The 17,679-nt window shown below is 35.8% G+C and carries 21 protein-coding genes; 12 read left to right on the top strand and 9 right to left on the bottom strand.

What is annotated here, in order from left to right:
• Window positions 1–43: 43 nt before the first annotated feature.
• The 8 genes from AABL52_RS22305 (at window position 44) to dnaB (ending at window position 8,531) form a co-directional block, all read left to right on the top strand.
• Entirely contained in the window at window positions 44–2,023 is a 1,980-nt protein-coding gene (locus AABL52_RS22305; RefSeq protein ID WP_341518442.1) for a DUF262 domain-containing protein, read from the top strand.
• 629 nt (window positions 2,024–2,652) lie between these two features.
• Window positions 2,653–2,991: a DUF4870 domain-containing protein gene (locus AABL52_RS22300; RefSeq protein ID WP_341518441.1), complete on the top strand. Its 339-nt coding sequence runs from the start codon at window positions 2,653–2,655 to the stop codon at window positions 2,989–2,991.
• A gap of 3 nt (window positions 2,992–2,994) precedes the next feature.
• Window positions 2,995–3,246 (top strand): hypothetical protein, encoded by a 252-nt coding sequence (locus AABL52_RS22295; RefSeq protein WP_341518440.1) that lies wholly within the window; start codon window positions 2,995–2,997, stop codon window positions 3,244–3,246.
• A gap of 8 nt (window positions 3,247–3,254) precedes the next feature.
• Window positions 3,255–3,998 (top strand): MerR family transcriptional regulator, encoded by a 744-nt coding sequence (locus AABL52_RS22290; protein WP_341518439.1) that lies wholly within the window; start codon window positions 3,255–3,257, stop codon window positions 3,996–3,998.
• A gap of 52 nt (window positions 3,999–4,050) precedes the next feature.
• A complete protein-coding gene (locus AABL52_RS22285) occupies window positions 4,051–4,371 on the top strand; it encodes a nucleoside triphosphate pyrophosphohydrolase (protein ID WP_341518438.1) in 321 nt (106 codons plus the stop codon).
• 239 nt (window positions 4,372–4,610) lie between these two features.
• On the top strand, window positions 4,611–6,077 hold the full coding sequence (locus AABL52_RS22280; protein ID WP_341518437.1) for an S-layer homology domain-containing protein: 1,467 nt from the start codon (window positions 4,611–4,613) through the stop codon (window positions 6,075–6,077).
• Between the two features lie 310 nt (window positions 6,078–6,387).
• On the top strand, window positions 6,388–7,248 hold the full coding sequence (locus AABL52_RS22275; protein WP_341518436.1) for a DnaD domain-containing protein: 861 nt from the start codon (window positions 6,388–6,390) through the stop codon (window positions 7,246–7,248).
• The gene (gene dnaB, locus AABL52_RS22270) at window positions 7,245–8,531 is read left to right on the top strand and encodes a replicative DNA helicase (protein ID WP_341518435.1); all 1,287 of its coding nucleotides are present in this window, start codon (window positions 7,245–7,247) and stop codon (window positions 8,529–8,531) included. Before AABL52_RS22275 ends, dnaB begins: the two co-directional genes overlap by 4 nt.
• Before the next feature lie 91 nt (window positions 8,532–8,622).
• On the opposite strand, the gene AABL52_RS22265 is transcribed toward dnaB, so the two are convergent.
• Entirely contained in the window at window positions 8,623–9,408 is a 786-nt protein-coding gene (locus AABL52_RS22265) for a TrmB family transcriptional regulator (RefSeq protein ID WP_341518434.1), read from the bottom strand.
• Window positions 9,409–9,670: 262 nt separating this feature from the next.
• Between AABL52_RS22265 and AABL52_RS22260 the strand changes: the two genes are divergently transcribed.
• Entirely contained in the window at window positions 9,671–10,438 is a 768-nt protein-coding gene (locus tag AABL52_RS22260; RefSeq protein WP_341518433.1) for a TSUP family transporter, read from the top strand.
• A gap of 168 nt (window positions 10,439–10,606) precedes the next feature.
• Here AABL52_RS22260 and AABL52_RS22255 read toward each other — a convergent pair whose 3' ends face one another.
• Together AABL52_RS22255 and AABL52_RS22250 are read right to left on the bottom strand one after the other, a co-directional pair.
• Window positions 10,607–11,494, bottom strand: a complete 888-nt coding sequence (locus AABL52_RS22255) for a DMT family transporter (protein ID WP_000776046.1) — start codon at window positions 11,492–11,494, stop codon at window positions 10,607–10,609.
• Between the two features lie 309 nt (window positions 11,495–11,803).
• Window positions 11,804–12,379 carry a TetR/AcrR family transcriptional regulator gene (locus AABL52_RS22250; RefSeq protein WP_341518432.1) on the bottom strand — a complete coding sequence of 192 codons (576 nt, stop codon included), beginning with the start codon at window positions 12,377–12,379 and terminating at the stop codon, window positions 11,804–11,806.
• Between the two features lie 142 nt (window positions 12,380–12,521).
• Here AABL52_RS22250 and AABL52_RS22245 point away from each other — a divergent pair, with 142 nt between their 5' ends.
• A complete protein-coding gene (locus tag AABL52_RS22245) occupies window positions 12,522–13,997 on the top strand; it encodes an MDR family MFS transporter (protein ID WP_341518431.1) in 1,476 nt (491 codons plus the stop codon).
• A 43-nt stretch (window positions 13,998–14,040) separates the two neighbouring features.
• On the opposite strand, the gene AABL52_RS22240 is transcribed toward AABL52_RS22245, so the two are convergent.
• The 4 genes from AABL52_RS22240 to AABL52_RS22225 all read right to left on the bottom strand — a co-directional run bounded on the left by AABL52_RS22240 (window position 14,041) and on the right by AABL52_RS22225 (window position 15,718).
• The gene (locus AABL52_RS22240; RefSeq protein WP_341518430.1) at window positions 14,041–14,568 is read right to left on the bottom strand and encodes a permease; all 528 of its coding nucleotides are present in this window, start codon (window positions 14,566–14,568) and stop codon (window positions 14,041–14,043) included.
• A complete protein-coding gene (locus AABL52_RS22235) occupies window positions 14,565–15,047 on the bottom strand; it encodes a hypothetical protein (RefSeq protein WP_341518429.1) in 483 nt (160 codons plus the stop codon). Before AABL52_RS22235 ends, AABL52_RS22240 begins: the two co-directional genes overlap by 4 nt.
• Window positions 15,040–15,381, bottom strand: a complete 342-nt coding sequence (locus tag AABL52_RS22230) for a PadR family transcriptional regulator (RefSeq protein ID WP_000683186.1) — start codon at window positions 15,379–15,381, stop codon at window positions 15,040–15,042. The genes AABL52_RS22235 and AABL52_RS22230 overlap by 8 nt, the downstream gene beginning before the upstream one ends.
• A 211-nt stretch (window positions 15,382–15,592) precedes the next feature.
• Window positions 15,593–15,718 (bottom strand): YjcZ family sporulation protein, encoded by a 126-nt coding sequence (locus tag AABL52_RS22225; RefSeq protein ID WP_000540377.1) that lies wholly within the window; start codon window positions 15,716–15,718, stop codon window positions 15,593–15,595.
• Between the two features lie 199 nt (window positions 15,719–15,917).
• Between AABL52_RS22225 and AABL52_RS22220 the strand changes: the two genes are divergently transcribed.
• Complete coding sequence (locus AABL52_RS22220) at window positions 15,918–16,184, top strand: hypothetical protein (protein WP_341518428.1); 267 nt, start codon at window positions 15,918–15,920, stop codon at window positions 16,182–16,184.
• A 270-nt stretch (window positions 16,185–16,454) separates the two neighbouring features.
• On the opposite strand, the gene AABL52_RS22215 is transcribed toward AABL52_RS22220, so the two are convergent.
• Window positions 16,455–16,565, bottom strand: coding sequence for a YjcZ family sporulation protein (locus tag AABL52_RS22215; RefSeq protein ID WP_000505686.1), 111 nt, complete (start codon window positions 16,563–16,565; stop codon window positions 16,455–16,457).
• Between the two features lie 153 nt (window positions 16,566–16,718).
• A complete protein-coding gene (locus AABL52_RS22210; RefSeq protein ID WP_341518427.1) occupies window positions 16,719–16,985 on the bottom strand; it encodes a YmzC family protein in 267 nt (88 codons plus the stop codon).
• Window positions 16,986–17,286: 301 nt separating this feature from the next.
• On the opposite strand from AABL52_RS22210, the gene AABL52_RS22205 reads away from it, so the two are divergent.
• On the top strand, window positions 17,287–17,643 hold the full coding sequence (locus AABL52_RS22205) for a DUF4259 domain-containing protein (protein WP_000501496.1): 357 nt from the start codon (window positions 17,287–17,289) through the stop codon (window positions 17,641–17,643).
• The last annotated feature ends 36 nt before the right edge of the window (window positions 17,644–17,679 follow it).

Below are 17,679 nucleotides of genomic sequence, written 5' to 3'. Positions count from 1 at the left end.
ATAATAGAGGTAATTAGATTTTTAATAATTTTTAGGGGGGCTTATGTTGAAATTAGAAAGAAGAAATCAAACTGATGTAGAAAGATGGGATGTAGGAGAAGTTTTAGATTCTATTAGCGAAGGTAAAATGAAAAATGCACTAATAAAATTACCTACGTTTCAAAGGAATTTAGTATGGTCGAAATATCAAAAGGATTTATTTATCGATTCTTTAAAAAAGGGGTATCCAATTGGCTCATTGTTATTATTTGAAAAAACATCTGTCCAATCTGATGAACCGAAAAAGTATTTATTAGTTGATGGATTACAAAGAACACACGCGTTAAACGAATATTCTAGTAAACCAACTATTTTCTTTCTTAAAGAAGATATAAGTGAAGATTTAATTGATACAATTATGCTAAAAATCGAAGAATATACTAACAATAAAATAGATAAAGAAGAATTGAGAAATTACTTACATAAATGGGTGAGTAAGAAGGAAGGGTTAGAAGAATCCAATCATTTTAGTGGTGGTGATCTTGCTTCAGACATTGATGATGAATGGCATCTTGATCTAGACAAAAAGCAGGTTAGAAAATTTAAAAATGAAATTATACCTTTTATTGAAGAAATAAAAAAAGAAGCTGATATAAATAATTTAAAGTTACCAATTTTAATATTTAGAGGGGATGTGAATAATTTACCAGAAATTTTCAAAAGAATAAATAAACAAGGTACCCAACTAAATAAATATCAGATCTTTGCAGCTATTTGGGAAGATGAAAAATATGGCGAAATAGAGATCAAGAATAAAAAAATAAGAGATAAGATAAAGGCTAGATATGATGCTTTAACTGAAAAAGAATTTTTAGTTGAAGGCTATAGTGGTAATGAAAAGGATTTTCATTCAAGTAAATTTAATTATTTTGAGTACGTGTTTGGTTTAGGGAAATTACTTGCCTCGGAAGAAGAGTATAAGTCTTTGTTTTCGAATTCAAGTAAATCAGATGTCTCAGAATCTATCGGATTTAATTTAATTGCAGCGTGTTTAGGGGGGAATGTTAAGGAGATAGATAAAATTCCTTTATTACTAAAGAAGGTAGATCTGGTACAATTTGAAGTTGCTTTATTAGAATCGATTAGAGAAGTAAGATGCATACTAAGACCTTTTATTGAGATAAAGACGAATAAAAAACATGATAAACATGAAGTGTATCATACTGAAATGCATATTGTTGCAATTATTTCTAAAGTGTTTAGAAGCAAGTATGAAGATAATCTTATTATAAATAAAGAATGGGACTCAATAAAAGGAAACCTACTAAGTAATATAAAGCTTCATTATCTTTATGACATTATAGATGATGCTTGGAGGGGATCTGGAGACACTAGGGTAAATAATATTCTGAAGGGAAATACATATGATCAGGAGTTGACACAACAAGACTGGGATCTAAAATTACAGGAATGGTTCCAATCACAACTTAAAGAGTCGACAAGTCAAAGAAAAAGTATTACAAAAGCTCAAATGTTGTTCCTGAATTATATTCACACACACACACATACAATTTATAGGCACATGAGTCCAATTCAGGATCACATTGAACATATCGTACCAGTAAATAAAATACAGAACGCTATTTCATCAAAGAAGATGCAAGATGCTCCTATCAATGCGATTTCTAACTTTGGTTTATTAGAAAGTAAAGTAAATATTAAAAAGAAAGATCTAACTATATTTGAGTATATTAATAAGATTAAAGATGATTTAAAAGGAATAACTGATTTTACAAATACTAAGGATAAAAATTTCATACGATATTGCAAGGTACATCCAGAATTAAGTTCAATTAAATCTCAACAGGAATTATCTAACTTTATCTCTAAGAAAAAACAAGAAGTCCAAGAAGAGTTTTTAATTAAAGAATCTGATTTATCCTTTGTCTCTTCTTTAACAAACAAGGAATACAATATATTTCTTGAGAAAAGGTTTAAAAAGCTTAAAGAAAAATTTTATAGCTTTAATAATATTAAAAAATAAATTAATAGATATTGAAAAAATGTTAGTTTCAGAACTATTGGAACTAACATTTTTATAATCATAAAGTTGTCAATTCATAAACAGGAAGATGATTTTTTGACCAATTAAGTTTCTAGAGCAAAAGTTTAGTATATTAATAATATCAAGATGGATAGAAAAGTGAGTAGCTTGAAAAAAGAATTTATTTAGGTGAAAAGATTATCAACCGGAATAAGTTTTGGAGAGATAGTGGAAATAATAGAGAAGCGAGCCGTGTTAATTACTTAAACAATTATTATACGTTAAGTTCATCAGTGTGGATTGTAAGAACAGTGTTAGGAATTAAGTTCTTTAGAATGGAAAAAACTACTGTCTTTGAGATTAAAGCAATGCCTATGACTAGTAACATTTTAAATACTTTCATACTATTGTCGCTCCTCAATTACATTTATAGAATTAGCCTAACATGAAAATAAGAAAGGTCATTAATAAATATATTTTCAATATATTTATAATGTCGTTACCATTATTTCAAAAAATACCAAAGTAGTAGTGTTAGTTAATTTTTTCTACATATTCCCCTTGCACCTCCCCCAACGTCACCCCCTAACCTAAAGAAGACAAAACAAAAAAGGGGGATTAAACCACTCATGAAAACCACCACAAAAGAAAAAAGAAACACCATCATCATGCTACTACTCTCAGCCGCAATAGGAATCTTTTCGCCACTACTCATGTACATCACGCTGGCACTTAAAAATGAAGTGTACAAATATCATTGCCGAAAGGCGTTCAACTTTCATTTGTTAATCTTTCTTCTATTTAATATTAGTTCGCGTATTAGTGATGTTTTGTTTTGGATTGTGTTTGCTCTTGAAGTAGTCCAAGTGATCATTGTTGCATGGAAAGTAATACGCGATGAACCGTATTGTTATTTCATTCGAATTCCTTTATTTAAAGAAGATAAGTATGTAGTGGAAGGAGAATAGACGATGAAACGAGAAGTGGAGGTAAGGGGAAAGCGAATTTTTATCATGGTCGCAGTGTTGTTTATTGCGATATATATCGTTTCACGAAAAAGAAAGTATGAGTACTTCTATGATGGTATTAGCGAGTATGAAAATCGTTATAGAGGGAATGTTCCTTTTTTGTTACTTGTTGTAGGTTTGTTTCAATATTGTAGGCAGAATGAGATGAGTTTTTCTCGTATGCTTCAGTATGTGAAAGAGAAGTTAGCGGAGTAGGTGATGGTATGGCTTGGATGATTAGTGAGTTTGCAAGTGTTGGGGATGTTACGGTGCGGACGCTTCGTTATTATGACAAGATTAATTTATTAAAGCCGAGCGATTATACGGAGGGTGGGCATCGGTTATATACGAAAGATGATTTGTATGTGCTGCAGCAAATTCAATCGTTTAAGCATCTCGGTTTTTCGCTTGGGGAAATTCAAAATATTATATTGCAGCGTGATATAGAGACGGAAGAATTTTTAAGGCAAATGCATTTTCAAAGGGAATTGCTTTTGGCAGAGCAAGAAAGAATTGCGAAGGTACTTTCGCATATGGATGAGATGACGAAGAAGTTTCAAGAGGAAGAACGAGTGGATGTTGCTTTGTTTTCTTCTTTTCTGCAAACTTCTATATGTGAGAAAGAAAATAAGGAATGGTTAGAGGAACATTTTTCAAAGGAGAGTGTTCAAACGTTTTATAATAATAAGGAATTAAAAGAAAAGTTTGATCGACGTTTTATGGATGTGATAGGGAAGTTGAAAAAGTATAGGGAAGAAGGGAAAGATTCGAGTCATCATGACGTTCAAGTTACTTTGAAGGAATTTTTCAGTGTAATAGAAGAAGTAACGAACTATCTTGATACAACTCAAAGTGATATAGAAGATATAATTAATCAATCGAACTTCCCGCTATCCGAATTCCCAACCATCTTCACAACTGAAGAAGAAAACTATATAAAAGAAGCAATCCAGCAGTTTAACACCTAGTTAAACTGCTTTTCTATTATAATAGAAGAAAAACCAAACGGAGGAAAACCCCATGCCAACCTATAACAAACTAATCCGAGACAAAATCCCACAAATAATAAAAGCTAACGGAAGAACACCCACCACAAGAATTCTACCTAAAGATGAATACATAAAAGAAATCTGCAAAAAAACAGAAGAAGAGCTAGCCGAATATCTAGAGGCAGATACAAAAGAACATAAACTAGAAGAACTATCCGACCTATTAGAACTAATAAACGCCCTAGCCGAATACGAAGGCACGACACTAGAAGAAATAGATAAAATCCGTAGAAAGAAAGTAGAAGAACGAGGTGGCTTCCAAAATAGAATCTATTTAACGGAGGTTAGGTGATAAGTTAACTGTCCATAAAATCCTCACTGATCTTATCTTATTATTTAGAGATTCTTTTATTTTGTCTGTTTAAGTTATTATTCAGGAATCTGTGCTGAATACGTATTTTTAGTCTAGAAATGTTGAGAATTCAATTTAATTACAATTAAAAGTGGAATTAATTGTAATTAAATTGAATTTGGAGAGGGTTTATATTGTATAATGAAAATAGAAGGATAATATAGATAGGTGGGCTGAGTATGAGTAAATATTATAAGAATATGGTAGGAGTTGCGGCAACAGCTGTAATGGCGGTTACGATGGTAGCAGGAGGAGTACAGGCACAAACAGTAGATGCGTTACAAGTAAGTGAAGTTGCTTATGCACAGGGCATTAAGCATTATAACGTACCTATTACTTTCGAAAAGACGGAGTATACGATTAAAAAAGGAACATACAGTGTTGTAAATAATTTAATTGATTTACTTGGAGTAACGGCTAAAGTACAAACACCTGAGGGATTACGTAGCCTTGAGTATTATATTAACATTGGTGTAAACGATGTAGATGTAGAAAAAGTGGGGGATTACACCGTTAATTTTACGTTAAAACATGTAGATGATGACGGGAAATATAAATTTACAGGTCAAGGTTCAGCAGTTGTTCATGTTATAGATTCTAAAGAACCTGTTCTTTCTTTTAAAAATGGGAGTGAGATTATTGCTCATGTAGGAGATGTGATTAATCCTGCGAACTACGTTACTGCCAATGATGCTGAGGATGGAGATATTACAGGATTGGTAAAGGTGTTTGATTTAAAAACAGGAAAGATGTTAATAGAATTGAAGAATGAAGGAAAGTACAGAGTACAATTTGCGGTTAAAGATAGTGACGGGAATGTAGCTGATGTGGAGGGTACATTGACTGTACTACCTAAGAAGCAAGCGGAAGACCAAGCACCTGTACTTAACGTTCCGGGAGAAACTACAATTACTGCTGGCACAGAGTTTAAAGCGATGGAAGGTGTATCTGCTAATGATAAAGAAGATGGAGACATCACTTCTAAAGTAACATATAGCGGTAATGTAGACGTAAATACGCCGGGCGTGTATGAAGTTACGTATAAAGTTGTTGATTCCAAGGGTCATGAAGTAACAGCAAAGAGAAAAGTAACGGTTAAAGGTAAAGAAGAGGGAACTAACTCAGTATTTATAGATGTTCCAAAAGATCATTGGTCTGAAAACGCAATTAACTATTTAGCGAAAAATGGTCTGGTCAAAGGTTACGGTGACGGAAGATTTGGGTTTGGTGATAATGTAACGCGAGGTCAAGTAGCTTCATTAATTAGCCGTCATCTGAATTTAGGAGACGTACAGGGTAGCTCAATGTTTACAGATACAAAAGGTGATATGTTCGAGAAGGATATTGAAAAAGTAAGTCGTATGGGAATTATGGTAGGTAACGGTGCTGGGAAATTTAGACCTAAAGATAGTTTAACACGCTATGAAATGGCAGTTGTGTTGACGAATGCATTTAATTTAGATATGAAAGGTAATGAAAACTTTGTAGATGTCCCAAAAGGTCATTGGGCGTATGACTATACTCGTATTCTTTATGGAAACAAAATTTCAGCAGGTACAGGTAACGGAGAGTTTGCAGGAGATGCGGTTGTAAAACGTGAACAGTATATGCAATTCCTATATAACGAAATGATAAAAAAGGCGTAATCGGCTATCCATATAGATATTAGAAGAGAAACGGGAGTATAGATGCTCCCGTTTTTTATTACGCTATATTAAAGGGTATCAATTTATAAAAACGAATGATGCCAAGCCCCTTCCATACCCCTCCTAAGCCCCTTACAAGCCCCTACCAAGTAATAAATCACTAAGAAAAAACATAACAAAACAAAAACACCAACAAACACCGTAGTAGGAGTCGAAAAAAATTTTGAAATAACACGCCAAAAACCCGGCCGTCCTCCCATATATATTATGAAGAGGTTTTCACTTTTGAACGGAGACGGGAGGAATTGGGATGGCGGTGTATCGTACTGTGCAGGTGAATTTTTGGCAGGATGATTTTGTTTTGGATTTGACGCCGGAGGAGCGGTATTTTTATGTGTATTTGTTAACTTGTTCGAAGACGACGCAGTGTGGGATTTTTCCTTTTCCGAAGCGGTTAGCTGAGATGGAGACGGGTTATAATCGGGAGACTGTTGATAAGCTTGTGCAACGCTTCATTGATTATGGGAAGATTCTTTATGATGCGGATACGAGAGAGTTATTCGTTTTAAATTGGCTTCGTTATAATCCTGTGACGAATACGAATGTGGAGAAGTGTGTGCTTCGCGAGCTGAAGGGTGTGAAGAATAAGGAGTTTGTACATATGTTTCTTCAGAAGTGCGTAGAGGAGGAGCTGAATGTTCCGATGCTGTTAGCGCATTTCGGTATGCCGAGTGATTTGGCTGTGGATGATGTTGATCCAGTTTGTGAGGAGACAGAGGAAGAAGAGGTTATAGAGGAAGAGATGGGAAGTCGAGTGTTTTCTTTTTATGAGCAACATTTCGGTAGTTTGTCTCCGCATACGGTGGAGGAACTGGGTGCGTGGATGGAAGATTTGTCAGAGGAGCTTGTGCTGAAGGCTCTTCAAATTGCGTTTGAAAATAATAAGCGGACGGTTGCTTATGTGAAGGGGATTTTGCGTGGTTGGCACGGAAAAGGATTTACGAAAGTTTCTGAGGTTGAGGCGGATACGGCGAGCTTTCGGAAGAAGGAGTCGTCTGTTAGTACGGGGGAGACGGAGGAGTTTTTGGCAAGGTGTGAGGAGTGGGAGAAGAATGCGCCGTCCGAGGAAGAGTTGCAGCGCTTTTTAGCGGAGCGCGGGTGGCGGCCATGAGTATTCAAAATGTGGAGGCGGAAAAGACGGTATTAGGTTCTCTATTAATTGATGGAGAGCTTATTAAGGAGTGCCGTTTGACGGAGCAGTATTTTTCTCTGTCAGTGCACAAGTCTATATTTCAGTTAATGCGAAAAATGGAAGAAGAGGGGCAACCGATTGATCTTGTGACGTTCATTTCTAGGGTAGATCCGAAGTTTTTAGAGGGGATCGGGGGAATGGAGTATTTTATAGGGTTAATGGATGGTGTGCCTACAACTGCCAACTTCTCTTATTATGAGGGGCTTGTTCGAGGTGCCTGGAGAATGTATCAGGCGGGTGTTCTCGGGCACAAGATGGGAGAGCGTCTTATTGCGGAGAAGAATGAGAAAATTATTGGTGAGACGATTACAGCACTTTGTGAGTTAGAGGAAAAGGACTGTGTATGTGAGTTTGATTTGAAGGATGCGCTAGTTGATTTATATGAAGAGCTTCATCAAGATGCGAAAGAGATTACTGGTATTGAGACTGGTTATATATCGCTAAATAAAATGACGTGCGGATTGCAGGAAGGTGATTTTGTCGTTCTTGGTGCGCGTCCTTCTATGGGGAAGACTGCGTTTGCGTTAAATGTGGGACTGCATGCGGCGAAGTCTGGAGCGGCGGTTGGATTGTTTTCATTAGAGATGAGTAGTAAGCAATTGTTAAAAAGGATGGCGTCTTGCGTAGGTGAAGTGTCAGGAGGCAGATTGAAAAATCCGAAGCATCGTTTTGCGATAGAGGACTGGGAAAAGGTAAGTAAGGCGTTTGCGGAAATCGGGGAATTACCATTTGAAATTTACGATAACGCAGGCATTTCGGTGCAAGATATTTGGATGCAAACTCGTAAGTTAAAGAGGAAGTACGATGATAAGAAGGTTTTAGTTATTGTAGATTACTTGCAGCTTATTACGGGCGATCCGAAGCATAAGGGCAATCGGTTTCAAGAGATTAGTGAAATTTCGCGTAAGCTTAAGCAGTTAGCACGTGAACTAAATGTTTGTGTAGTAGCATTATCGCAATTGTCTCGTTCTGTAGAAGCACGTCAAGATAAGCGTCCTCTTTTATCTGATTTAAGAGAGACGGGACAAATTGAGCAAGATGCAGATGTCATTATGCTTATGTATCGTGAAGATTATTATGATAAGGAAACGACACAGAAAGAGATGACGGAGATTCATGTGGCGAAGCACCGGAATGGGCCTGTGGGGAGTTTTAAGTTGAGATTTTTGAAGGAGTTTGGGCGGTTTGTGGAGGGGAAATAGTTGAAAGACTTGAGTACGACTTTGTAAATAAAGCATAAGTTTTTCATTTCATTAACTTATGCTTTATTCTTTGATTCTTTTAATATATTTCTTATTTTCCCATAAAGAAAGATCTTCTCTCTGCAGTAATCCATTGCTGCAAATCGTCTTGGCTACGTCGGACAAGTCGGTTCACTAACACATCATGCCATACATAATCCTCTAATAGGTATATATGAACCGGATCATCTGTATAAAAGGCAACGTTACGCTCTTCAAGCGATGGTCCATAAATCATCTCTTTAGAATCTATCGATAAAATAAACCAATGTTCTGTAGAGCGGGTTTCTGTATAGGGTGTGATACGATGGGCTTCTAGATTTTTAATTGGATTTTCAACATGCAGGGTAATACCTTGTACTGTAACTTTATCAGCTACCGCAGATAGTTCCTCTTTTAATGCTTCATACATCTCATCCCACATTGAAATGACAATACGTTGTTCTGCTTTTTTTATTAATGTCTGACAATAGCTAATGATTGTTTTTTTGTCTTTTAAAGTAATCACTCGATTATCCGTTTTTTCCTCGGAAGTTTCTAGTTTTTTTAATGAATCACTTATTCCTTCATAAGTAGACTGCCATTCTGATTGAGCCTTTTGTAAAAAGATTTCAACAGGTAGAGGTGAATAGCGAGTGGTGTCATTTATTTCTTCTTTCATGACAATTCCTTTTTCTACAAGGTTACCTAAAATCTCATAAATTCGCGCTCTTGGGACACCTGAGTCCTTACTCACTTGGTAGGCTGTGACAGGCCCTTGTTTCACAAGAGATACATAAGATTTAGCTTCATATTCATTAAAACCAATTTTTTTAAGCTGTTGCACTATGTAGTCCACTTTTTTTGTCCTCCGATGTTTGCTGTTATCCCGCTTTAACGGGCAGTAAGACCCCCACCTCAAAATTCAGCGGAAGCAAAGAAGTTAGGTGGGGAATCTACTGCCCGTAAAAGCCCGATTGGTTCAACTAATAATCAGTGGGGGATGAACAAAACCCCCACTGATTAAAGTTTCACTTTATATTTCAACGTTACAATAACTCTTTACATTTAGCAAATTGATAGTTACTATTGCAATAGTGACTAAAGGGGAGGCTACTAATATGGATTTTTATTTAGACCCATCTGTATTAATGATTTTGATTGTTTTTGGGTTTGTGGCTGCATTTATTGATTCAGTTGTAGGTGGTGGCGGACTCATCGCCTTACCAGCTTTATTATTTACAGGATTGAATCCAGCAAGTGCAGTAGCCACAAATAAGCTAGCATCGACGATGGGAAGTGCAACTAGTAATATTGTGTTTTATCGTTCTGGTAATCTTGATTTGAAATCGGCTTTTAAATTAGTTCCACTCACTTTCATAGGTTCCATAATAGGGGCATGGACCGTTCATTTAATGAACCCAGAAGTACTGAAGCCATTGATGCTGATCATGCTTGGTGCGGTTGCTATTTATACGATATTCAAAAAGGATTGGGGTAGTATTTCCACTCATAAGAAATTGTCTGGTCGACACGTCATTATTTTTACTTTTTTTGTTTTTACTATTGGTTTTTATGATGGATTTCTAGGTCCTGGAACAGGTTCGTTTTTAATGTTTTCTCTTTTATTTATTGGGTATGATTTTTTAAAAGCAGCAGGTAATGCGAAGCTTCTTAATTTAGGAAGTAATGTTGGTGCGTTGTTGATGTTTATGTGTGTAGGGCAAGTAAACTATGCGTATGGTTTTATAATGGGGATTGCTCAAATTGCTGGAGGGATGGTTGGCTCCAAATTTGCTATAAAAAAAGGAAGCGGGTATGTTCGTGCTCTTTTCATTACAGTAACTTGTTTGTTGTTAGCGAAAAATTTGTATGACTATGTGCAGTAAGTAATGTAGAAGCGGTGAACTATGCAGGCTACATAAATATAATAGTTCCTTGTAACATGTTTTAGATGCTACCTTATTCGAAGGTAGCATCTAAAAAATTAAGATAAGAGGGTGAAAATAATACAAACGAATATTTTCGGGGTATGTTTATGTACTGTAGTGAAATAACTATTCCATATTTTTTTTATAATTAGGCCGCAATACACTCTTAAAATCAACCTCAGCAATCAACACACTCACTAATATAAGTGTCGCGCCTAAGTATCCTTTCCCGGTAAGTGTTTCACCTGTGAAAACGAAAGCGAAGCCTGCGGAAAAGACAGGTTCTAATGAGAAGATAAGCCCTGTATGTGTAGGCGTCGTGTATTGCTGGGCGATAACTTGCACGATGAATGCGACTGCGGTGCAAAATATGCTTAAGGCTAGGATGATTAGCCATGAGTTGGTTGTGCTAGGCAGTTTTGGCGTTTCGATAATGAATGAAAAAATAAGACTAAATAGGCCGACGAAACCGAGTTGTATGACGCCAAGTGCAATGGAGTTTACATGTTTTGTTACGCTTCCGGTAATGATGACGTGAATCGCATAAAATAAGGCTGACAGTATGCAAAATATATCGCCATTACCGATCTTGAATTCGCTCGTTAATGTTAATAGGCCGATTCCTATTATCGTTAAAATGATTCCTACTATAACTTTCTTTTCTGGAATGTGTTTTAAAAATATAGCTGATAATATCGGAATGAAAATGACTGTGAGACATAGTAAGAAACCAGCATTAGAAACACTCGTATACTTTGTGCCGAAAGTTGCGAAAATGTAAACGATAAATAAGACTGAAGCGAGTATAAATGCATATTTTACAGTTTTAAAATCGATTTTGAATAAATGTTTGTAAAATATTAAACCTGATAAAAGAAAGGCGATAATAAATCGTAATGCGATTAAGTTGTACTCTTCTATGCCTTCAAGTCCAACCTTTGTAAGTAAGATGGATGCACCCCAAAAGAATGTAACTAGTAGTAGCCCTAAATCCGCTTTTAATTGTAGTTTCATTTCTATTCCCTCGTTATGTATAAATTTTAGAATCCCATACCCCTATCCCCATTCTTCATTTTAATATTAATTCTGAATATTTGTAACTTAAATTTATCGACGTTTTATTTCATTGATGAAGCCTTTTCATCCTATCTTGAAAAGATTTAGTAGCGTGATAACTTCAGAACAATTAGGAAGAGCGATGGTGCGAGTTGGGAAAGATGGATATTCTCATTCGATTATTGAGAGTTCGGATTTGAAGAAGATTGGTATGTAGTCTGTAAAAAAAACGCCTATTTCATATAGGCGTTTTTTTTGATGGAGAAGTTATTCCTCTTCAAACTGAAAAATATCCCGATTAATAAGTTGATGGAATTGCTTATCCATTTTAGCCGCAGAAACTTTTCTTTCATTTTTAAACCACCATGCGCTTAATGAGGTGATTGCCCCTGAATAAAATTCAATGATTAAATCATTTGGCATCGTATGATTTTTGCAAAGTTGATGCAACGCTTCTATTTCTTGTTTTCTCGTTTCGTGACTTAAATATTGTGTCCGGTTAATAAATTGTTCATCAGACATTTGCGTCTCTAATATTTTACCGATTTCTTCATGGTGTAGGAATTGTTCCATTACTTGAAATGGTTTACTTAATCGATCTGAAACTGGTATTCCCGCAATCATCTTGCTGTATCGTTTAAATCCAAATGCTAATAAAGCATCTTTATCTTCAAAGTGTTTATAAAAGGTTGTTCGGTGTACCATCGCGCGGTCGCAAATTTGGTTAATCGTGATCGTACTATATTTCTGTTTTGATTGCGTCATTAATTCAAATAAGGAATCCCATAGTAATTTATGTGTACGTCTAATACGTAAATCAAGTTGTTTTTCATTATCATTCATCTACAATTCTCCTTTTTTGTAGATTAAATATACAGTGGCTGAAAATTGATTCTCCCTTTTTAATCTACATATGTATATTATATTACATGTGTTCGGGTTTATTTAAAGCTTTTTAAGTAAGAAACAGGAGGAGAATTTGCAAATGAATATGACAACTAAGAGCCCTGCAAGTGGCAAAGTTGATACTTCTAATATGAAACACACCCCCATTTTAATTGCATTGCTTTTAGGGGCAATGGTTGCATTATTAAACGAAACGTTGCTTGGTAATGCGCTAACCGTATTAATGAAAGAATTTGATGTAACAGCTTCAACGATTCAATGGCTTTCTACAGCTTACATGTTGGTGGTTGGAGTTTTAGTCCCAATTACAGCGTTACTTCAGCAATGGCTCACAACGAGACAAATGTTTTTAATCGCTATGGTAACATTTTTAGTCGGTACATTAATTGCGGGATTCGCACCGACATTTTCCGTTTTATTAGTTGGCCGTATCGTCCAAGCTGTAGCGACGGGGTTAATTACACCGTTATTAATGAATACGATTTTAATCATTTGTCCGCCTGAAAAACGTGGTGCCACAATGGGATTAATCGCACTTGTGATGATGGCAGCTCCTGCAATTGGTCCTACATTATCTGGAGTAATCGTTGATTCATTAAATTGGCGCTGGTTATTCTATGTTGTTATTCCTATCGTGATCATTTCAATTATGATTGGGATGAAGTACATTCAAAATGTTTCAGAGTTAACAAGGCCAAAAGTAGATTATCCATCTATCCTTTTATCGACATTAGGATTTGGCGGACTTGTGTATAGCTTTAGTGCATCGGGTGATTTAGGATGGTCTGATGCGAAAGTGTATGGCACTTTACTTGTTGGGCTTATCTCATTATGTATGTTTGTCGTTCGACAATTGAAAATTGAGAATCCAATTTTAGAATTACGCGCATTTAAAGTTCCGATGTTTACAATATCAGTTGGATTAATCGTCATTGTGATGATGTCGTTATTTTCAACGATGACTTTATTACCGATGTTCCTGCAAACAGTTTTACTCGTTACAGCCTTTAAATCGGGAATCATCATGCTTCCTGGAAGTGTTATTAGCGCCATAATGGGACCAATCGCAGGTAAACTATTTGATAAATTTAGTCCGAAAGTTATTATCGTTCCTGGCATTGTGTTAGTAGGGATTGCAATGTTCTTATTTAAAGGCATTACTCCTGATACATCAATAGTACAAATTATTGTCATGCATAGCGTATTAATGGTTGGACTTATGTTTGTCATGACAGCACAAACATACGGTTTAAATCAATTAACACCAGATTTATATCCGCACGGAACAGCACTATTTAGTACGTTGCAACAAGTAGCTGGCGCAATTGGAACGGCTATCTTTATTTCGAAAATGTCTTCAGGAACAACTAGCTATATGGAAAGCTCCGCAAATCCACTGGACCCAGTAGAGAAGTTGAACGGTTTAACATCAGGATTCCAAGGTGCGTTTACATTAGGGTTAGTCTTTATCATTGTTGCGTTTATCGTATCGTTGTTTTTAAAAGAAGAGAAAGAGGGAGTAAAGGCAGCGAGGGTTTTACAGAACGAGAATTAAGGTTTATATAAAAAAGACATCTTTAATAGATAAAGATGTCTTTTTACATGTCTTTTGTAACATCATACCGAAGCAACTGTCCCTGATCATAAAACCTCTCAAAAATAAGCCCCATAATATAGAAGAATACTAGCCCGAAGCAAATATGAATGAGTGTAAAAGTAGCTCCAAATGAAGAGAATTCATACACGAGAATTGGCAATTTCGCAGTTGTCCAAACGCCTAAGAAAAATACGATATATCGAATGCTTGCGCCTTTTTTTAGGAGTAGTGCTGCAATTGGGAAGGCAACGTAGAGAGGACCAGCTGCAATGCCGCCTAATAATAGAGAGAATAAGATTCCGTATACGCCGGAATTTTTGCCCATATATTTCATAAGCGTTTCTTTCTTCACCCATTGATCAAGTAATCCTACAAATATGAGGACAGGGGGGAGGAGAAACAACATATCTAACATGCTATTTCCTGTTAATTGTAATGCGCTCCATCCTAAAGATTGATTTATAAAAGTTAATACAATGAGCCCCAGTAGTAAGATGAAAAAGAAGCGATATCTTTTTAGTTCTTTCATACCAGCACCACCCAAATGATATAGGAGAATAGGAGGGACATGAGCAATGCAGATGCATTACGTGCGTAAGCAAAGCGTCGTCCGAATATCTTTTGTTCCATCGGTAATGTTGTAAGCCCTACTGACATTAATGTAGACATAAGTGCTGCAACTTGTGGAAGGCCTGCGCCGTGTTGGACTAATGTATTGCCAAGAGGAAATACGACGAAGCTTGGAATAAGTGCAACGGAGCCGAGTATTGCTGAATAAACAATGCCGAGAAATCCAGATTGCTCCCCAATAATAGAAGAGATGAAAGACGGCGTTAATATAGAAAGCGATAAGCCAACGAAAAGCATGATGGAGAGCATCGCAGGTAGAAGATTGCGAAACATTTTCCATGACTTCATTAGAGCTTCTTTCGTCTTCGTGCGGTCCTTCATAAAAGAAATCCCCGTAAGAATAATGGCTAAAGTGTAAAGGATCACGCCATTAATCATGGTCGGAATCCTTTAAGTCTTTATATTTGTCTATGAAAAAGGATAAGTTCTTCATTTTTTCTTCAATATCCATTTGGAAATCTGCTAATTGTTCCTTTCCAGCAGGCGTAATTTTGTACATCTTTCTCGGTTTGTCTTGATGATCTGTACTTACGTAAGATTCAATTGCACCTTCGTTTTCTAATTTCTTTAGCGTACGGTATAAAATGGCGCTATCAATTGGATTAACTGGAAGTTCTTCCTCGCACTTTTGCAATAATTGCCCGCCATAGTTATCACCTTCTGCTAAAAATAACAAAAGAAAAGCACCTGTATGTCTTCCTGTATGTTTCATGGATATACCTCCTTGAATGAATTAGAATTAATACTGTTAATGACAGTATACTGTTGTTAACAGTATATGGTGCATGAAGTGCTATGTCAATTTTAAAATGTGCGAATTTCGAGGATACCATTTTCTAACTATTAACTTTGATAAACTACCAATGCGAAGGGGGTGTACATCAAAAAACACAAAAAAAAGACACTCTCAAGAGTGCCTCTTATTAGCAGCCGAATCCGCCGCCCCAACAGCTAGCGCCAACGATGATTAATAAGATAAAGAGTACAACAAGTAAAGCAAATCCGCCGCCGAAACCGCAGCCTCCACCACAACTACCGCCATATCCCATATTAACTCCTCCTTCCCTAAAGACCATTAATTAATGGATTTAATGTACTTTATGTCTCTACGGATAAACTTGAGCAGGTCCTTTTGAAAAATAAAAGATGCTTAGATTTTATAAGAATTGACGACCTTATTTTTGTCACGGGTATTATGCTGATGACATATTGTATTTTATTCTGTGTATTGGGGGAAGGAGGATCTTTATGGCCAATTCTGAAATGATTTTACGATTACTTACGGATTTAAAGATTGAACAGCAAGCTTTAAAAGAGCAGTTGGAAAAAATACAAACTGCTGTGACTATTCTTGAAGAAAAATCAGCGATTGTGGAAGAGAAACCAATGACTATTGAAGAAAAACCAACGACTATTGAAGAAAAACCAGCTGTTGCTGCTGCAAAGCAAAGAGCTCATTCTGGACACCCAACATCTTTTCGTGCTTGGAGAGCATCTGCTCAAAGGAATTCATAAAAATATAAGAAAAGAAGACATCGATTACGATGTCTTCTTTTCTTATACAATCCAAATGAAGTTAAGAAGATATATCCATATTGCTTTAAAAATAAGAAGAAAATAACGATTGTCGACTCCTTTTTTAGTATAGCATTTTATAGTGAATAATTTTATGTAATATTGCATATATACGGATTATGTAATTTAAATAGAAGGATTCATTTCTCATGTCTTTTTAGTTTACAAAGAAAAGACACCCACATAAGAGTGTCTTTTCCAATAGTTTGTTTAGCAGAAGCAAGAAGCTCCAACGATGATTAATAAAATGAATAACACAACTAATAGTGCAAATCCTCCAGAAAAACCGCAGCTTCCGCCGCAACTACCACCAAATCCCATAATAGTTCCTCCTTTAATAAGAGGGGAAAACAAAGGGTCACTCGTGTTTTTTAACGGATTCCATTTACTTTATGTTTTGAAGTATAAACATGAGCAGGTCCTTTTGAAAATAAAAAAGACACCTTGAGGTGCCTTTTGTCCAATATAATTTCATTAATATTCGTTAGCATAAAATTCTTTTATTAGTTTTATTTCATTTGTATCCGGGTCAAACTTAAATATTTTAATTTGATTCGATTCGTCTTTATAAGCAAATGTATTATCGCCAACTTGGGTCATATTGCTAATGTTTAAGCTAGGATCACTACCATGGTCAGTGATATCCACAGTTTTCTCACGATCCCAAAATGCAATGACAATGATCAAGATAATAAGGCAGACACGTATGAACCTAAGTTCTCTTGCTACAGGATGCTCCATATGATAGTCTCCTTTTTTATTTGAGTTATGCGCATTGCTTAATAAGACGCTAGTTCCTCATGCTAAATATGAGTAACTATGTAGGGTGATTTCATTATAACATTTTAACCATTACTGGGTCTATATGGAATTTTATTAATAATTATGTTTGATTATTCGGAATGATGCACGTAGTGAAAAATATATGTTACCTACAGTAATTGTAAAATAAAATGATGTATATAACTAGTCTTGTAATGAATTTTTACTATATTTAAGATTGAAATAGAAATGAAAAAGTACAAAGAAGGAGCTGTAGCATATGGGCGCTTGGGGAACTGGATTATTTGATGATGACACGACTTGTGATGTGAAAGAGCAGTTTATTGAATATATAGAAGAAGGTAGCAGTGTAGAAGAAGCAACTAAGCTCATTTTAGAAGAGTATGTAGATGAGTTTGATATAGAGGAAGATTTAGAAGTAATGTCTTTAGTATATATTGGTCTTGCGGCAATACAATTGGAGAAAGGCTGTCTTCAAGAAGAAGTTCGCAGTAATGCGATTGCATTAATTGAGCGAGGGGCTGACCTTGAGCTTTGGGAAGAAGCCGATACGGAAGATTATGAAGAGAGAAAGAGAGTTTTAGATGAATGTAAGCAACAGTTGATAAACTGTTAGTATACTTACAAAGAACAATGCTTTTTAAAAGTATTG

It is taken from the genome of Bacillus paramobilis (genome assembly GCF_038096195.1).
In the GTDB taxonomy this organism is placed as follows: Bacteria; Bacillota; Bacilli; order Bacillales; family Bacillaceae_G; genus Bacillus_A; species Bacillus_A mobilis.
Note: the sequence above shows the minus strand (reverse complement) of the source record. Positions and strands in the feature narration are given on the sequence as shown.